Here is an 18359-nt window from a genome sequence, read left to right as displayed (position 1 = left end):
TACGCCCACGGGCCTGACGCGTACGACACTGGGCGGGTGATCCGCGACGACATCCTCGGCAGCCTGCCCGTACACACCGCCCTTCCCGCGCTGGAGCGGGCGCTCGACGGGCACGGCTGTGCGGTGCTGTGCGCACCGCCGGGCACGGGCAAGACGACGCTGGTGCCGCTGGCACTGGCCGGGCTGCTCGGCGACGGTCCCGTACGACGGGTGGTCGTCGCCGAGCCGCGCCGGATCGCGGCGCGCGCGGCGGCCCGCCGGATGGCGTGGCTGCTCGGGGAGCGAGTCGGGGAGCGCGTGGGTTTCACCGTGCGCGGGGAGCGTGCGGTAGGGCGCGCGACGGTGGTGGAAGTGGTCACCACCGGAGTGCTGCTCCAGCGGCTCCAGCGGGATCCGGAGCTGGCGGGCGTCGACGCGGTGATCCTCGACGAGTGCCATGAGCGCCATCTCGACGCGGACACGGTGGCGGCGTTCCTGCTGGACGTACGGGCCGCGCTCCGGCCCGAACTGCGGCTGGTGGCGGCCTCGGCGACGACCGACGCGGCCGGATGGGCGCGGCTGCTGGGCGACGCGCCGGTGGTCACGGCACGCGACGTCTCGTATCCGGTGGAGGTGGTGTGGGCGCCGCCGGGATCGCCGGTGAGGCCGCCGCACGGGATGCGGGTCGATCCGGTGCTGCTGACGCATGTGGCGTCGGTGGTACGGCGGGCGCTGGCCGAGCGGGACGGTGATCTGCTCTGTTTTCTGCCGGGTGTGGGCGAGATCGGGCGGGTGGCGGGACAGCTGGCGGAGCTGGACGCCGAGGTGCTCCAGGTGCACGGGCGGGCACCGGCGGCGGTACAGGACGCGGTCCTGGCGGGCTCCTCGGGCTCCCTGGGTTCCTCGGGCGTGTCGGATCCGGTTGGCCCCTCGGGCGTGTCGGCTGCGGGTGCCGTGAGCTCACCGGGCCGCCGCCGCGTCGTTCTGGCGACGGCCGTCGCCGAGTCGAGTCTGACCGTTCCCGGTGTACGGATCGTCGTGGACGCGGGGCTGGCGCGTGAGCCACGTACCGACCATGCGCGCGGGCTGAGCGCGCTCACGACCGTACGGGTGTCCCAGGCGGGCGCCGCGCAGCGGGCCGGACGGGCCGGGCGCGAGGCTCCCGGGACGGTCTACCGCTGCTGGAGCGAGGCCGAGGACATCCGTCTCACCCGCTTCCCCTCGCCCGAGATCAAGGTGGCGGATCTGACGGCCTTCGCGCTCCAGACGGCGTGCTGGGGCGATCCCTCGGCGGAAGGCCTCGCGCTGCTGGACCCGCCGCCGGCCGGGGCACTGGCCGCCGCGCGTTCCGTACTGAGCGCGATCGGCGCGGTGGACGAGGCCGGACGGCCGACCGACCGTGGCGTACGGATGTCCCGCCTCGGGCTGCACCCGCGGCTGGCCCGCGCCCTGCTGGACGGCACGGCCGAGGTGGGCACACGGCGGGCGGCCGAGGTGGTGGCGCTACTGAGCGAGGAACCGCCCAGGGAGTACGGCGACGATCTGGCGGCGGCCTGGCGCACGGCCCGCAGAGGCGGCGACGGATACGCGACACGCTGGCGCCAGGAGGTACGCCGCCTGACCTCGGCGACGAACGGCGAGAGGCCGGAGCCGGACGCACGGCGGAGTCCGGACCCGACCTACGGGTCCGGCTCGGGCTCCTCGGGCTCGGGCCCACAGGTCGGCTCGGGAACCGACGATGTCGTTGCCGGGATCGTCACCGCGCTTGCCTTTCCCGAGCGGGTGGCTCGGGCGCGTGGTGCTGGAGCGTTTCTTATGGTTTCCGGGACCGGCGCCGAGCTGGGCCAGGGATCCGGGCTGCGGAGTGCGGAGTGGCTGGCGGTGGCAGTCGCGGACCGGCCCGCGCACTCCGCGTCCGCGCGGGTGCGGCTCGCCGCCGTCATCGACGAGGACACGGCGCGGACCGCCGCCGCGCATCTGCGGGTGGCGGGCGACGAGGTGCGCTGGGAGGACGGCGATGTGGTCGCCCGGCGGGTGGAGCGGCTCGGGGCCGTGGATCTGACCGTACGGCCGCTGAAGAGGCCCGAGCCCGGTCTCGTACGGCACGCCCTGCTGGACGGTCTGGCCCGGCACGGGCTCGGACTGCTGCGCTGGACACGGGACGCGCACGGGCTGCGCGAGCGGCTGGCCTTTCTGCACCGGGAGTTGGGCGCGCCCTGGCCGGATGTCTCGGACGCCGCGCTGCTGTCCCGTACGGAGGACTGGCTGGAGCCCGAACTGTCGCGCGCCCGCCGCCGCTCCGATCTGGAACGTATCGACGCCGGACAGGCGCTGCGGCGGCTGCTGCCCTGGGCGAGCGGTGACGCGGCACGGCTGGACGAGCTGGCTCCGGAACGTATCGAAGTGCCCAGCGGATCGCGGATACGGGTCGAGTACGGCGGTCCGCAGCCCGTACTGGCGGTGAAGCTCCAGGAGTTGTTCGGCCTGGGCGAGACGCCGAGAGTCGCGGGCGTGCCGGTGCTGGTCCATCTGCTGTCACCGGCGGGCCGGCCCGCGGCGGTCACGGCGGATCTGGCGTCCTTCTGGCGGGACGGCTACCGCTCGGTGCGCGCCGAGCTCCGTGGCCGCTATCCGCGCCATCCCTGGCCGGAGGATCCCTCGGCGGCGGTGGCCACGCGCCGTACGAACAACCGGCGTTGACGCCCAGGCCCCGCCCAGGATCCCGGCCGGGACCCCGCCCGGAAAGCCGACCGCCCCGCACCACTGCCCACTCGGCGGGCGTGGTGCGGGGCGGCTGTGAACTCTCGCCGTCAGGCCGCCGCGGCGACCGTCAGCGTGATGTCGAGCTTCACGCCGTTCTCGGTGACGAGCCGGAGCACGAACGTGCCCGTGGTGTCGTCCGCGTAGATCTTCGGGAGCTGGAGGACACCGTCGGCGTTCGTCGTGAGGCCCTTCAGACTCCGCAGCGGACTGCCGTCCACGTCATCCTTGAAGTACGGACCGGCTGCCGGTGTCGTGGCGTCGTCCGCGGAGGTGATCACGGTGGCGGTGAGCCCGACACCCGGAACGGCGACACCGCCGGACGTGGCCTTGACCACGACCGTGTCGGCGAAATCCGTGCCGGGCGCGGCCGTCAGCGCCTTCTGCTCGGTGGCGAGCGTGTCCGTCTGCCGGGCCGTGACGCTCGCGGCGTACTCGACGGCCGCGACATCCGTGCCGGCGACCGTCGCCCGGACCCTGAACTCGCCGGTCTGCTCGCCCGCCTGGAGCGCCGACGCGACGGCCGTACCGTCCGCGCCGGTGGTGACGGTCACCACGGAGACGCCGCCGCTGAAGCGGGCGTCCGTGGTGCTGGTGATCTCGAACCGTACGGCCACGGCGGCGACGGGCTTGCCCGTCGCGTCCTCCGCCCGTACTCCGGCACGCTCGCCGAACGCGCTGCCGGCCACGGCGGTCAGCGTGCCCGCGGTCGTCTTCTCCAGGTGCGCGACGACGGGCTTCGGAGCGGGCGTGGTCGGGTCTCCACCGCCCGGCTGGGGCGGCTTCGGGATGCTCGGGCCGGTCGGCGGCGTCGAGCCGCCCGGCTTCGGCGGCTTGGGCTTGGTGCTGGTGGGCGGCTTCGGGCTCGGGCTCGGGCCGGGCGAGGCGCCGGGATCGGCAGGACCGGGGCCGATGGGCAGTACGCCGGTGCCGTCCGGCACCTCGTGCGTACCGTTCCTGTAGTACTCGAACCAGGTCAGGACCGTGTTCAGATACTCCTGCGAGTGGTTGTAGCCGAGGATCGCCTGGTGCAGATCGGCGTCGACCGACAGATCGCGGTTCCCGGCGCACAGATACTGCCCGGCGGCCAGCGCGGCGTCGTAGATGTTGTTGGGGTCCTTGCGTCCGTCGCCGTTGCCGTCCTGGCCCCAGGTGGCCCAGGTGGACGGGATGAACTGCATCGGGCCGACCGCGCGGTCGTGCGTCGTGTCGCCGTCGTACTGGCCGTTGTCGGTGTCGCTGATATTGGCGAAGCCCACACCGTTGAGCACCGGGCCGAGGATCGGCGAGAGCGTGGTGCCCTGGGCGTCCACCCGGCCGCCGCGCGCCTGGCCCGACTCCACCTTGCCTATGGCGGCGAGCAGTTGCCAGGGCAGATTGCAGCCGGGCCTGCTCTCCGCGAGGGCCTGCTCGGCCTGCCGGTACGCGGCCAGCACCGTGGCCGGAATGCCCGCTTCTGCCGGGCCTGTGATGGCGGGCAGATCGATGGAGGTGCCCGGCTTGTTGGGCGTCGTCAGCGGCGGAAGCTCCGTGTAGTACGGGGAGTTGCCGCTGACCGGCGTACCGGGAGGCGGTGTCACATCGGCCGCCTGCGCGTTGCCGCCGGTGTCCGTGTCCGTGTCCAGGGGGATCGCGCCTGGTGCCTGCGAGGCGGAGAGGGCGGCGATCGCCGCCGCGGCCACCGCCGTCGTCATGGCTCCTTTACGCAGTCGGCGGCCGAATAGCGCTGCCATACGTCTGGTCCCTCCCGGTGGACTGCTGTTCGCGCTCCCCGCGCGTGGACTCAGGCGACACTACGTCAACTCCATGCCCCAGCACACCGGTGCGTGACCGGTATTCACCAGTTCGCCACCTCCGGGACCCCCAAGTGCCCCGGGGCCCGGTACGAAGGATCCTCCCAGGCTGCCCTCATGGTCGGCGGGCCGGGCAACCGGCGCCGCCGCGCAATGGCCGGTGCGGCTCCGAAGCACCCGAAAGGGACACCTCGAAGCCGCACCGGATCACCGCACCTGATCACCGCATCGAATCACCGCGCCGGTTCTTCTCCGGTCAGTGCGCCCGGGCCGGTTCGCCGGCCCTCTCCGCCTCCGGTCAGTGCGCCGCCGACTCCCAGTCCGTGCCGACGCCCACCGAGACATCCAGCGGCGCGCGCAGCTCGACCGCGCTCGGCATCTCGCGGCGCAGCAGCTCCTCCACCCGCTCGCGCTCGCCCGCCGCGATCTCCAGCACGATTTCGTCATGCACCTGGAGAAGCATCCGCGACTCCAGGGCGGCTTCCGTCAGGGCCCGGTCGACCTTGAGCATGGCGACCTTGACGATGTCCGCCGCGGTGCCCTGGATCGGCGCGTTGAGCGCCATCCGCTCGGCCATCTCCCGGCGCTGGCGGTTGTCGCTGTTGAGGTCCGGGAGATAGCGGCGGCGGCCGAGCATCGTCTCCGTGTATCCCGTGGCCCTGGCCTCCACGACCGCGCGGTGCAGATAGTCCCGTACGCCTCCGAAGCGCTCGAAGAACGTGTCCATCAGCCCGCGCGCCTCGGCCGCCTCGATACTGAGCTGCTGGGAGAGGCCGAACGCCGAGAGCCCGTAGGCCAGTCCGTACGACATCGCCTTGATCTTGCGGCGCATCTCGGGATCGACGGCGGACTTCTCCACACCGAACACCTGGGAGGCGACGGTGGTGTGCAGATCCTCGCCGGAGGTGAACGCCTCGATCAGTCCGGCGTCCTCGGACAGATGCGCCATGACCCGCAGCTCGATCTGGCTGTAGTCGGCCGTCATCAGCGACTCGTATCCCTCGCCGACGACAAAGCCGCGCCGGATGGCCCGGCCCTCGTCGGTGCGGACCGGGATGTTCTGGAGGTTGGGATCGGTGGAGGAGAGCCGGCCCGTCGCCGCCACCGTCTGGTTGAAGGTGGTGTGGATACGGCCGTCCGCCGCGATCGCCTTGATCAGGCCCTCGACCGTGACCCGCAGCTTCGCCTGCTCACGGTGGCGCAGCATGATCACCGGCAGCTCGTGCTCGGTCTGGGCGGCGAGCCAGGCCAGCGCGTCGGCGTCCGTCGTATAACCGGTCTTGGTCTTCTTCGTCCTGGGCAGGCCCAGCTCACCGAAGAGAACTTCCTGGAGCTGCTTGGGCGAGCCGAGGTTGAACTCATGGCCGACCGCGGCGTGCGCCTCCTTCACGGCCTGCTGCACCGCGCCCGCGAACTGCTGCTCCATGGCCTCCAGATGGGCCCGGTCGGCGGCGATGCCATGCCGCTCCATCCGGGCCAGCAGCTCGGAGGTGGGCAGCTCCACCCCATCGAGCAGTTCGGTCGCGCCGACCTCACCGAGCCGCTCGGCGAACGCGTCGCCCAGATCGAGTACGGCGCGGGCCTGCGTCATCAGCGCATCGGCCTCGGCCTGCTCGTCCACGCCGAACGCGAGCTGTCCGTCCTCGGCGGCCGGAGCCAGCTCACGGCCCAGATACTCGATGGCGAGGGCGTCCAGCGCGAAGGAGCGGCGGCCCGGCTTGACCAGATAGGCGGCCAGGGCGGTGTCCATCGTGACGCCGTCGACCCGCCAGCCGTGCTCGGGCGCGACCCGCATCGCGCTCTTCGCGTTGTGCATCACCTTGGGCCGGTCCGCGTCGCCGAGCCAGCGCGCGAAGGCCTGCTCGTCGGCCTCGTCCAGCTCGGCCGGATCGAACCAGGCCGCGGCGCCGTCGGCCGCGGCGAGCGCGATCTCGCTGACGCTTCCGGCGCCCAGCGCCCAGGTGTCGACCGTGGCGACTCCGAGCGGCTGTCCGCCGTGCTCGGCCAGCCAGGGCGCCAGCTCGCCCGCGCCCAGCACCGCGCCGTCCAGCTCCACACCGGCGGCGGGCGCCGGCGCCTCGTGCTCGGCGGCGCCCGGATCCACCGCGAGCAGCCGCTCGCGCAGACTCGGGTTACGGATCTCCAGCACGTCCAGCACCCGCTTCACGGCCGCGCGGTCGTACGGCGCGCGCTCCAGATCCTGCGGGCCCTTGGGCAGCTCGACATCGCGCACCATCTCCGTGAGCCGGCGGTTGAGCTTGACCGACTCCAGATGGTCGCGGAAGTTCTGTCCGGCCTTGCCCTTGATCTCGTCGGCGCGCGTGGCCAGTTCATCGAAGGAGCCGAACTGGTTGATCCACTTCGCCGCGGTCTTCTCACCGACGCCCGGGATACCGGGCAGATTGTCGGACGGATCACCGCGCAGGGCCGCGAAGTCCGGATACTGCGCGGGTGTGAGCCCGTACTTCTCCTGGACCTTCTCCGGAGTGAAACGGGTCAGCTCGGAGACGCCCTTGGTCGGATACAGCACCGTCGTGTGCTCGCTGATGAGCTGGAACGAGTCCCGGTCACCGGTGACGATCAGCACCTCGAAGCCCGCGGCCTCGGCCTGCGTGGCGAGCGTGGCGATCACGTCGTCCGCCTCGAAGCCGTCGATCGCGAAGCGGTCCGCGCTCATCGCGTCCAGCAGCTCCCCGATCAGCTCGACCTGTCCCTTGAACTCGTCAGGCGTCTTCGAGCGGTTCGCCTTGTATTCAGGGAACTCCTCGGAGCGCCATGTCTTGCGCGAGACGTCGAAGGCGACGGCGAAATGCGTGGGCGACTCATCACGCAAGGTGTTGGCCAGCATGGACGCGAAGCCGTAGATGGCATTGGTCGGCTGACCGGTCGCGGTCGTGAAATTCTCCGCGGGCAGCGCGAAGAACGCCCGGTACGCCAGGGAGTGCCCGTCCATGAGGAGCAGGCGTGGACGGTTGTCTGCGGTCTTCTTCGATGCTGTCTCAGCCACAGACCCGATCCTGCCACGTCGCACTGACAACGCCGCGCCGTCGCAGCGACAACCCCGTACGGTCCCCGCACCGTCGGACCGCCGGCCCGCGCCGTCGCACCGGCAACCCCGCCCCGCAACGATCCCGACACCGGCCGGACGTAACGTTGCCACAGAGGCGTGGGAGAATTGAATACTGTAGACAGTCGACACTTAGGCTCAAGGAGAGCGTGATGGCCAGCAAGCCGCCAGCAGGTGATCCGGCACAGGACTCGCCGCGGGTAACGGCCCCCAAACATGCCGCGGCGGGAATCCCCGCCGTCGCGCATTCACTCCTCATCTCACACCAGCAGATGGGCGTGCGCAGGACCGCACGGACGCTTCTCAAGGTCAACCAGAAGAACGGCTTCGACTGCCCGGGCTGTGCCTGGCCCGAGGGCGACCACCGGCACACCGCGGAGTTCTGCGAGAACGGCGCCAAGGCGGTCGCGGAAGAGGCCACCGTACGCCGCGTCACCCCCGACTTCTTCTCCGCACACCCGCTGTCCGACCTCGCCGCCCGCAGCGGCTACTGGCTCGGACAGCAGGGCCGTATCACCCAGCCGATGCTGCTGGACACCGCCGAGGATCCCGAGCACTACAGACCGGTGAGCTGGGAACGGGCCTTCGCGATCATCGCCGAGGAGCTGACCGCGCTCGGCTCGCCCGACGAGGCACTCTTCTACACCTCGGGCCGCACCAGCAACGAGGCCGCGTTCCTGCTCCAGCTCTTCGCCCGCGAGTACGGTACGAACAATCTGCCGGACTGCTCCAACATGTGCCACGAGTCCTCCGGCTCGGCGCTCGTGGAGACCATCGGCATCGGAAAGGGCAGCGTCTCCCTGGAGGATCTGCACCAGGCGGATCTGATCATCGTGGCCGGCCAGAACCCGGGCACCAACCATCCGCGGATGCTCTCCGCGCTGGAGAAGGCCAAAGCGGCCGGCGCGAAGATCATCTCGGTCAATCCGCTGCCCGAGGCCGGTCTTGAGCGGTTCAAGAACCCGCAGACGCCGCTGGGCATGGTCAAGGGCGCCGCGCTCACCGATCTTTTCCTCAAGATCAGGATCGGCGGCGACCAGGCCCTCTTCCGGCTGCTGAACAAGCTGATCCTCCGGACGCCCGGCGCGGTCGACGAAGCCTTCATCCGTGAACACACCCACGGGTACGAGGAGTTCACGGCCGCCGCCGACGCCGCCGACTGGGACGAGACGCTGACCGCCACCGGTCTGGAGCGCGCCGAGATCGAGGAGGCGCTCGCCCTCGTCCTCGCCTCGCAGCGCACCATCGTCTGCTGGGCGATGGGCCTGACGCAGCACAAGCACTCCGTGCCGACCATCCGCGAAGTCGTCAACTTCCTGCTGCTGCGCGGCAACATCGGCCGTCCCGGCGCCGGCGTCTGCCCGGTGCGCGGCCACTCCAACGTCCAGGGCGACCGCACCATGGGCATCTTCGAGCGCCCGGACGACGCCTTCCTCGACGCCCTGGACCGCGAGTTCGCCATCACCTCGCCGCGCCACCACGGCTACGACGTCGTACGGTCCATCGAGGCGCTGCGCGACGGCAAGGCCAAGGTGTTCTTCGCGATGGGCGGCAACTTCGTCGCCGCGACTCCTGACACCGATGTCACCGAAGCCGCGATACGCCGCGCCCGGCTCACCGTCCATGTGTCGACCAAGCTCAACCGCTCGCACGTGGTCACCGGCGCCCGCGCGCTGATCCTGCCCACCCTGGGCCGTACCGACAAGGACATCCAGGCGGGCGTCCGGCAGACCGTGACCGTCGAGGACTCCATGGGCATGGTGCACGCTTCCCGTGGCAACCTCCCGCCCGCCAGCGCCCATCTGCTCTCCGAGCCCGCCATCGTCACACGGATGGCGCGCGCCACTCTCGGCCCGGCGTCCCTGACTCCGTGGGAGGACTTCGAGAAGGACTACGGGCACATCCGCGACCGGATCGCCCGTGTGATCCCCGGCTTCGAGGACTTCAACGCGCGCGTGGCCCTCCCCGGCGGCTTCGCCCTCCCGCACGCGCCGCGCGACGAGCGCCGCTTCCCCACCGCCACCGGCAAGGCGAACTTCACCGCGGCGCCCGTGGAGTACCCGAAGCTCCCCGAAGGCCGGCTGCTGCTCCAGACGCTGCGCTCGCACGACCAGTACAACACCACGATCTACGGGCTGGACGACCGCTACCGCGGCATCAAGGGAGGCCGCAGGATCGTCCTGGTCAATCCCGAGGACGCGGCGGCGCTCGGCCTCGCGGACGGCTCGTACACCGATCTGGTCAGCGAGTGGAAGGACGGCGTGGAGCGGCGCGCGCCCGGCTTCCGGATCGTCCACTACCCGACCGCGCGCGGCTGCGCCGCCGCCTACTACCCGGAGACCAATGTGCTGGTCCCGCTGGGCGCCACGGCCGATACGAGCAACACCCCGACGAGCAAGTCCGTGATCGTACGGTTCGAGCCGTCGAGCTGAGAGCACAAGCTGAGAGCGGCAGGGCGGCCGACGCCGACGACCTCGCGCCGGCCGCCCGTTCCGTACAGCCGCGCCGTACAGCCGTGCCGTACGCGCGTGCCGAGCCGTACGCCCCGCCCTGTCCCGTTTCCGTCTCCGCATGCCCGGTGCTGCTGTGATGCCCGCCCTAAGCGTTCGCTCAGTCATCTGATAAGCAGGACCGTGCACACAGCGCACGCCGAACGACCGCAGACGATCCGATCGGAGCCGGGCCCATGGGTGAGCAGTCCACCGCGAAGCTGCCGCAGGACATCATCGACGAGTACTCCGCGCTCGGCGTCGATCTGCCCGCGCTCTTCTCCGCCGGGCATCTCGGCACCCGGATGGGCGTGGAGATCGTCGAGGCGTCCGCCGAGCGCGTCGTCGGCACCATGCCCGTCGAGGGCAACACCCAGCCGTACGGACTGCTGCACGGCGGTGCGTCGGCCGTACTCGCCGAGACGCTCGGCTCCGTCGGCGCGATGCTGCACGGCCGCAGCTCCAAGATCGCCGTGGGCGTGGACCTCAACTGCACCCACCACCGCGGTGTCCGCAGCGGGACCGTCACCGGTGTCGCGACGCCCGTCCATCTCGGGCGCACCACCACGACGTACGAGATCGTCATCACGGACGAGCAGGGCAAGCGGGTCTGCACGGCCCGGCTGACCTGCCTCCTGCGCGACGCCGCCCCGAAGTCCTGACCACGGCGGACCCGGCCACCGAGCAGCGGCGCACCCGGAAGCGGGCAGCGCCGCTCCCCGAAGCGGGCACTGCGACCGCACACTCGGGCACCGCGGGCGCCCGATCCGGGCATCGGGCATCCCGTACCCGCCGCGAACCCCAGACCTCGTCACCTTCCGTAGCACCTCTCCCCAACGGTTCACGGCGACTCCGCGCCTCACGGACCGAGCCCCGCCGAAGCGGTCAGGAGCGATCGGGATCGGTCGGAAGCGATCGAGACCGGTTGGGAGCGGGCAACCGCACCACGGCATCCGGCCACCCTTCGCCGTAAGAGCCTGGCCCGCACAGAAAACGATTGTTACGGCACATATCCGGGATTGCGGAAAAGTCCCGCGGAATGCCGGATTCCCTTTCCTGGACGTAACACTCGGTAATAAACCCGCAATACAACAGCGGAGTCCCGCACTCGGCTCCGGCCGCCCTGACGATCCCGCCGCCGCCCTCCGGCGGACACGCGCCGGCCACAAGCCCTCGTCAGCGCCGCTCCGCGCCGTCCTGCTGGTTCTCACCATCCGGACTGCCGAACGGTGTTAAACCGCCCTTTCCACCCCGTGTTTCCGATCTTCGATTCTCTCCTGTCATAACAAGAGAGTCACAGCATGGCCTGGACCTCTGCACCATTCAGACCGGCGCGCTTAGAGTCACGGCCAGTCACCGCGCCACCGGATTACCTTCAGTTCGGTTCCCGCGCTCGACTCGGTACGTCCCAGGGGGGGCGGCCGTGCCAGGTGAAAGGACTGAATCGTGCGTCAACGTTCACTCATGGCCATGACGGCCGCGCTCACCGCGGGGACCCTCGCGCTGACCGCCTGTGGCTCGCGGGACGAGGGCAAGGGCGGTACCACCGACGGTGGCGACACGACCGTCGTCATCGGCATCGACGCCCCGCTGACCGGCGACCTCTCCGCGCTGGGCCTCGGCATCAAGAACTCCGTCGACCTGGCCGTCCGCCAGGCCAACGAGAAGAAGTACGTCCCGGGCGTCACCTTCAAGTTCGAAGCCCTCGACGACCAGGCGCAGCCGTCCTCCGGCCAGCAGAACGCCACCAAGTTCGTCTCCGACAAGGACGTCCTCGGCGTCGTCGGCCCGCTCAACTCGTCCGTCGCCGAGTCCATGCAGAAGGTCTTCGACGACGCCAAGCTGGTCGAGGTCTCGCCGGCCAACACCAACCCGGCCCTCACCCAGGGCCCGGAGTGGAACAGCGGCACCAAGACGCGCACCTACAAGTCGTACTTCCGTACGGCCACCACGGACGCTATCCAGGGCCCCTTCGCCGCCCAGTACATCTACAACAAGGCCAAGAAGACCAAGGCCTTCATCATCGACGACAAGAAGACCTACGGCGCCGGTCTCGCCGGCACCTTCACCGCCGAGTTCGAGAAGCTCGGCGGCAAGGTCGTCGGGACCGACCACGTCAACCCCGACACCAAGGACTTCAGCGCCGTCGTCACCAAGGTCAAGAACTCCGGCGCCGACATCGTCTACTACGGCGGCGAGTACCCCGCCGGCGGTCCGCTGAGCAAGCAGATCAAGGACTCCGGCGCCAAGATCCCCGTCGCCGGTGGTGACGCCCTCTACAGCGCCGAGTACATCAAGCTCGCCGGCGCCGCCTCCAACGGCGACATCGCCACCTCCGTCGGCGCGCCCATCGAGACGCTCGACTCCGCCAAGGAGTTCATCGCCAACTACGAGAAGGCCGGCTTCAAGGAGGCCTACGAGGCCTACGGCGGCTACTCCTACGACTCCGCCTGGGCGATCATCGAAGGCGTGAAGAAGGTCGTCGAGGACAACGGCGGCAAGCTCCCCGAGGACGCCCGCGCCAAGGTCGTCGACGCCGTGCAGACCGTCTCCTTCGACGGCGTCTCCGGGAAGGTCTCCTTCGACGAGTTCGGTGACACCACCAACAAGCAGCTCACGGTCTACTCCGTCGAGAACGGCGCCCACAAGCCCGTCGAATCCGGCACGTTCAGCTGATCCGCCGCTGACTCCGTAACTCCCACAGCCGCGCGGGGCGCCACACAATGCGCCCCGCGCGGTGCCACATCCGAAGAAAATCGGAGGACCCGCGGTGCACGAACTGCCGCAACAGCTGGTCAACGGCGTGCTATTGGGCTCCATGTACGGGCTCGTCGCCATCGGCTACACGATGGTCTATGGCATCGTCCAGCTCATCAACTTCGCCCACGGCGAGATCTTCATGACCGGCGGCTTCGGCGCCCTCACGGTCTGGCTCATACTGCCCACCGGCACCACCATGTGGCTGGCCCTGCCGCTCATGCTCGTCGGAGCCGTCGTCGTCGCCACCACCATCGCCATCGGCGCGGAACGCTTCGCCTACCGCCCCCTGCGCGGCGCCCCCAGACTCGCCCCGCTGATCACCGCGATCGGCCTCTCCCTGGCGCTCCAGCAGGCCGTCTGGGCCTGGTACCCCGAAGCGAAGTCCGCCCGCACCTTCCCGCAGATCCCCGGCGGCCCCTTCCACATCGGCTCCGTCACCATCCAGACCGGTGACATCTTCCTCATCGCCGCCGCCCCGCTCTGCATGGCGATCCTCGCGTTCTTCGTGATGCGCACCCGCACCGGACGAGGCATGCAGGCCACCGCGCAGGACCGCGACACCGCCAAGCTCATGGGCGTCAACACCGACCGCATCATCGTCGTCGCCTTCGCCCTCGGCGCGGCCTTCGCCGCCGTCGGCGCCGTCGCCTACGGCCTCAAGTACGGCGTCGTCGAATACAAGATGGGCTTCCTCCTCGGACTCAAGGCGTTCACCGCCGCGGTCCTCGGCGGCATCGGCAACATCTACGGCGCCATGCTCGGCGGACTCGTCCTCGGCATCGCGGAAACCATGGCCACCGCATACATCGCGGACATCCCCGGTATGCAACAGCTCGGCGGCCAGTCCTGGGCCGACGTCTGGGCTTTCGTACTCCTCATCGTCGTACTCCTCGTCAGGCCACAAGGCCTCCTCGGCGAGCGCGTCGCGGACAGGGCGTGAGAACCATGACCACACAGACCCCCCTCGCGGACTCCCCCGACACACCGGACACCCCGCTCGCCGCAGCCGAACCGCCACGCCGCGGACTCGTCCCGCTGCCCGCCACCACCGCACGGGCCCTCGCGGCCGGCGGCGGCGCCCTGACGGTCATCAGCGCCTTCCTGGCCTGGACCTGGACCCCCGCCTTCCCCGGAGACCTCACCGTCTACGGATACCCCGGCGGCCTCCAGTGGCAGGTCCTCATCGCCGGAGCGCTCACCGTCCTCTTCGCGCTGGCCTCCTACGGCGTCAAAGGCACCCGCTGGCTCGCACCCGCCGGCGCCGACGCGGCCGTCAAACTCGCCGCCCTCGCCGCCTTCGCCACCGCCTGGTACACGCTCATCGCCATCACCGTGAAACTCGGCGGGCTCGCCAACCTCGAACCCGGCGGATACGTCACCGCCCTGGCCACCCTCGCAGCCCTCCTCGGAGCCCTCGGACTTCCCTTCGAGCGCCCGGCGACCGACCCCGCCGACCCCGAAGACACCGGCTGGGACCAGTACAAGCACAACGCCGGCAACCGCTGGACCGTCTTCAAGGCCGCCTTCGCCACCGGGCCCGTCAGCGCCTCACGCGCCCTGCCGAGCTATGTCGAGATCCTGATCATCACAGCCATCCTCGCGCTCGGCCTCGGCATCTTCACCTACGGCATCGGCACCGAGTACGACGAACTGTTCATCGGCTTCATGCTCGTCGCAGGCCTCGGATTCGCCGCGCTCAACAAAGCCGGCCTCATCAGCCGCGCCTCCGAAATCACCGGCCGCCACCAGAACATCACCATCGCCGGCGCCTTCATCGCCGCCGCCCTGTTCCCCTTCACCCAGACCAACGACCAGTTCGCGACCATCGGCGTCTACATCCTGATCTTCGCGACCGTCGCCCTCGGCCTCAACATCGTCGTCGGCCTCGCCGGACTCCTCGACCTCGGATACGTCGCCTTCCTCGGCGTCGGCGCCTACGCCGCGGCCCTCGTCTCCGGCTCGCCCACCTCACCGCTCGGAGTGCACTTCCCCTTCTGGGCCGCCATCCTCGTCGGCGCCGGAGCATCCCTCGTCTTCGGCGTCCTCATCGGCGCACCCACACTCCGCCTCCGCGGCGACTACCTCGCCATCGTCACCCTCGGCTTCGGAGAAATCTTCCGCATCACCGTCAACAACACCGACGGCACCTCCGGACCCGACATCACCAACGGCTCCAACGGCATCGCCTCCATCCCGAACCTCAACATCCTCGGGTTCGACCTCGGAGCCGAACACGCCATCGCCGGCATCACCATCGGCCGGTTCGCCAACTACTTCTTCCTCATGCTGCTCATCACGGCCGTCGTCGTCCTCGTCTTCCGACGCAGCGGCGACTCCCGCATCGGCCGCGCCTGGGTCGCCATCCGCGAAGACGAAACCGCCGCACTCGCCATGGGCATCAACGGCTTCCGCGTCAAACTCATCGCCTTCGCCCTCGGAGCGTCCCTCGCCGGACTCGCCGGCACCGTACAAGCACACGTCACCTACACCGTGACACCCGAGCAGTACCTCTTCGCCTGGCCCGTCCCGCCCAACTCCGCGTTCCTCCTCGCGGCCGTCGTCCTCGGCGGAATGGGCACCATGAGCGGCCCCCTCGTCGGAGCCGCCCTGCTCTACCTCATCCCCAACAAACTCCAGTTCCTCGGCGACTACCAGCTCCTCGCCTTCGGACTCGCGCTCATCCTCCTGATGCGCTTCCGTCCCGAAGGACTCATCCCCAACCGCCGCCGCCAACTGGAATTCCACGAAACCGCGGAAGCGCCCACAGTCCTCAGCAAGACAGGGGCCTGACCCATGACCACCGACACCACCACCAAGGACACCGCCCCGGCCACCACGCCCGGCGAAACCGTCCTCGACGCCCGAGGCGTCACCATGCGCTTCGGCGGCCTCACCGCCGTACGCTCCGTCGACCTCACCGTCGGCAGCGGCGAAATCGTCGGACTCATCGGCCCCAACGGCGCCGGCAAAACCACCTTCTTCAACTGCCTCACCGGGCTCTACATCCCCACCGAAGGCGAAGTCCGCTACAAGGGCACCGTTCTGCCCGCCAAATCCTTCAAAGTCACCGCCGCCGGCATCGCCCGCACCTTCCAGAACATCCGCCTCTTCGGCAACATGACCGTTCTCGAAAACGTGCTCGTCGGCCGGCACACCCGCACCAAAGAAGGACTCTGGTCCGCCCTCGTCCGCGGCCCCGGATTCCACCGCGCAGAAGCCGCCTCCCGCGCCCGCGCCATGGAACTCCTCGAATTCATCGGCCTCGCCGACAAAGCCGAACACCTCTCCCGCAACCTGCCCTACGGCGAACAGCGCAAGCTCGAAATCGCCCGCGCCCTCGCCAGCGAACCGGGACTGCTGCTCCTCGACGAGCCCACCGCCGGCATGAACCCGCAGGAAACCCGGGCCACCGAAGAACTCGTCTTCGCCATCCGGGACATGGGCATCGCCATCCTCGTCATCGAGCACGACATGCGCTTCATCTTCAACCTCTGCGACCGCGTCGCCGTCCTCGTCCAGGGCGAGAAACTCGTCGAAGGCGACAGCCAGACCGTCCAGCAGGACGAACGCGTCATCGCCGCCTACCTCGGCGAACCCTTCGAAGGCGCGCCGGGCGCCGAAGAAGCGGCGGAAATCGGGGTCACAGGAGCGGCGGAAACCGGGGCCGGGGCCACGGGAGCGGCCGAAACCGGGTCCGCGGGAGCCACCGGGTCCGCCGAGGCCACCGGGTCCGCAGGCAAGGAGAACGACCGATGACCGCACTGCTCGACGTCGAGGACCTGCGCGTCGCCTACGGCAAGATCGAGGCCGTCAAAGGCATCTCGTTCAGCGTCCAGGCCGGCGAAATCGTCACCCTCATCGGCACCAACGGCGCCGGCAAAACCACCACCCTGCGCACCCTCTCCGGACTGATCAGACCGCTCGGCGGCCAGATCAAATTCAACGGCAAATCCCTCAAGAAAACCCAAGCACACGACATCGTCGCCCTCGGCCTCGCACACTCCCCCGAAGGCCGGCACATCTTCCCCCGCATGACCATCGAGGACAACCTGCTCCTCGGCGCGTTCCTGCGGAAGGACAACGACGGCATCGCCAGAGACGTCCAGCGCGCCTACGACCTCTTCCCCATCCTCGGAGAACGACGGAAACAGGCAGCAGGCACACTCTCCGGCGGCGAACAGCAAATGCTCGCCATGGGCCGCGCCCTGATGTCCCAGCCCAAACTGCTCATGCTCGACGAACCCTCCATGGGACTCTCGCCGATCATGATGCAGAAGATCATGGCCACCATCAGCGAACTGAAGTCCCAGGGCACCACCATCCTGCTGGTCGAACAGAACGCACAGGCGGCGCTCTCACTCGCCGACCATGGCCATGTCATGGAAGTCGGCAAGATCGTCCTCTCCGGCACCGGACAGAACCTCCTGCACGACGAATCCGTACGCAAGGCATACCTCGGCGAGGACTGACCCGAGCGGTACGACTCGTACATACGGCAGCACGGCAGGAGGCCCGCCCCAAAGCGATCGGGACGGGCCTCCTGCGTTGCCGCGAGACGCGATACGGGCTACTCGGTACGAGCTACTCCCCCTTGGACGCCTTCTTCTCCTTCGCATCCTCGATAACCGCCTCAGCCACCTGCTGCATCGACAACCGCCGGTCCATCGACGTCTTCTGAATCCACCGGAACGCCGCCGGCTCCGTCAGCCCGTACTGCGTCTGAAGAATCGACTTCGCCCGGTCCACCAGCTTCCGCGTCTCCAACCGCTGCGTCAGATCCGCGACCTCACGCTCCAGCGTCCGCAGCTCCGTGAACCGCGACACCGCCATCTCGATCGCCGGCACCACATCACTCTTGCTGAACGGCTTCACCAGATACGCCATCGCCCCGGCGTCCCGCGCCCGCTCCACCAGATCCCGCTGCGAGAACGCCGTCAGCATCAGAACCGGCGCGATGGACTCCTCCGCGATCTTCTCCGCCGCGGAGATCCCGTCCAGCACCGGCATCTTCACATCCAGAATCACCAGATCCGGCCGGTGCTCCCGAGCCAGCTCCACGGCCCGCTCACCGTCACCGGCCTCACCGACGACCGCGTAGCCCTCTTCCTCAAGCATCTCTTTCAGATCGAGACGGATCAGAGCCTCGTCCTCGGCGATGACGACACGCGTCGTCAGCGGCGGAACGTGCGACTTGTCGTCATCGTCGACGGGCTGGGGCGACTCGGGGGCGGTCACGGGGGCTCCTCGTTCAGACAGGATGCTGCTCCCTTGAGCCTACCGAGCTGCGGTAAAGTGGGCCCGAGCGGGGGACCCAGGTCCCTTGCATTCGGAGGCCCCAGTACTCCAACTTGGTCAGAGAGGCCGCTCTCAAACAGCGGACAGTGTGGGTTCGAATCCCACCTGGGGCACTTTCCTTGGATTGCAAGGTCACGCGGGGGCGCGTGGCACCCACGTTCAGGTGATGCTGAGGCGTTCTACGCCCATCGGCCGGTTCAGCGGCCAGGATCGGGC

11 protein-coding genes and 1 tRNA gene are annotated in these 18359 nt (G+C 69.5%); 9 read left to right on the top strand and 3 right to left on the bottom strand.

Annotation, left to right across the window (positions count from 1 at the left end):
* Nucleotides 1-36: 36 nt before the first annotated feature.
* A complete protein-coding gene (locus ACFV6H_RS13605) occupies nt 37-2679 on the top strand; it encodes an ATP-dependent RNA helicase (protein ID WP_385541314.1) in 2643 nt (880 codons plus the stop codon).
* Nucleotides 2680-2789: 110 nt separating this feature from the next.
* On the opposite strand, the gene ACFV6H_RS13600 is transcribed toward ACFV6H_RS13605, so the two are convergent.
* Nucleotides 2790-4472, bottom strand: a complete 1683-nt coding sequence (locus ACFV6H_RS13600; protein ID WP_385541312.1) for a lytic transglycosylase domain-containing protein — start codon at nt 4470-4472, stop codon at nt 2790-2792.
* 358 nt (nt 4473-4830) lie between these two features.
* Nucleotides 4831-7539, bottom strand: coding sequence for a DNA polymerase I (polA, locus tag ACFV6H_RS13595; RefSeq protein ID WP_385541310.1), 2709 nt, complete (start codon nt 7537-7539; stop codon nt 4831-4833).
* Nucleotides 7540-7751: 212 nt separating this feature from the next.
* Between polA and ACFV6H_RS13590 the strand changes: the two genes are divergently transcribed.
* The 7 genes from ACFV6H_RS13590 to ACFV6H_RS13560 all read left to right on the top strand — a co-directional run bounded on the left by ACFV6H_RS13590 (nt 7752) and on the right by ACFV6H_RS13560 (nt 17317).
* Nucleotides 7752-10031 carry an FdhF/YdeP family oxidoreductase gene (locus tag ACFV6H_RS13590; RefSeq protein ID WP_385541308.1) on the top strand — a complete coding sequence of 760 codons (2280 nt, stop codon included), beginning with the start codon at nt 7752-7754 and terminating at the stop codon, nt 10029-10031.
* A 254-nt stretch (nt 10032-10285) separates the two neighbouring features.
* The gene (locus ACFV6H_RS13585; protein WP_384979685.1) at nt 10286-10750 is read left to right on the top strand and encodes a hotdog fold thioesterase; all 465 of its coding nucleotides are present in this window, start codon (nt 10286-10288) and stop codon (nt 10748-10750) included.
* A gap of 784 nt (nt 10751-11534) precedes the next feature.
* The gene (locus ACFV6H_RS13580; RefSeq protein ID WP_385541306.1) at nt 11535-12764 is read left to right on the top strand and encodes a branched-chain amino acid ABC transporter substrate-binding protein; all 1230 of its coding nucleotides are present in this window, start codon (nt 11535-11537) and stop codon (nt 12762-12764) included.
* A gap of 94 nt (nt 12765-12858) precedes the next feature.
* Complete coding sequence (locus tag ACFV6H_RS13575) at nt 12859-13788, top strand: branched-chain amino acid ABC transporter permease (RefSeq protein WP_385541304.1); 930 nt, start codon at nt 12859-12861, stop codon at nt 13786-13788.
* 5 nt (nt 13789-13793) lie between these two features.
* Entirely contained in the window at nt 13794-15638 is a 1845-nt protein-coding gene (locus tag ACFV6H_RS13570) for a branched-chain amino acid ABC transporter permease (protein ID WP_385541302.1), read from the top strand.
* Between the two features lie 3 nt (nt 15639-15641).
* Complete coding sequence (locus ACFV6H_RS13565) at nt 15642-16604, top strand: ABC transporter ATP-binding protein (RefSeq protein ID WP_384979695.1); 963 nt, start codon at nt 15642-15644, stop codon at nt 16602-16604.
* On the top strand, nt 16601-17317 hold the full coding sequence (locus tag ACFV6H_RS13560; RefSeq protein WP_384786149.1) for an ABC transporter ATP-binding protein: 717 nt from the start codon (nt 16601-16603) through the stop codon (nt 17315-17317). Before ACFV6H_RS13565 ends, ACFV6H_RS13560 begins: the two co-directional genes overlap by 4 nt.
* A gap of 112 nt (nt 17318-17429) precedes the next feature.
* Here the strand turns inward: ACFV6H_RS13560 and ACFV6H_RS13555 are convergent, their stop codons facing one another.
* On the bottom strand, nt 17430-18083 hold the full coding sequence (locus ACFV6H_RS13555) for an ANTAR domain-containing response regulator (RefSeq protein WP_066954595.1): 654 nt from the start codon (nt 18081-18083) through the stop codon (nt 17430-17432).
* 97 nt (nt 18084-18180) lie between these two features.
* Between ACFV6H_RS13555 and ACFV6H_RS13550 the strand changes: the two genes are divergently transcribed.
* Nucleotides 18181-18256 (top strand) — tRNA-Leu (locus tag ACFV6H_RS13550).
* The last annotated feature ends 103 nt before the right edge of the window (nt 18257-18359 follow it).

It is taken from the genome of Streptomyces sp. NPDC059743, from assembly GCF_042732975.1.
GTDB lineage: Bacteria > Actinomycetota > Actinomycetes > Streptomycetales > Streptomycetaceae > Streptomyces.
Note: the sequence above shows the minus strand (reverse complement) of the source record. Positions and strands in the feature narration are given on the sequence as shown.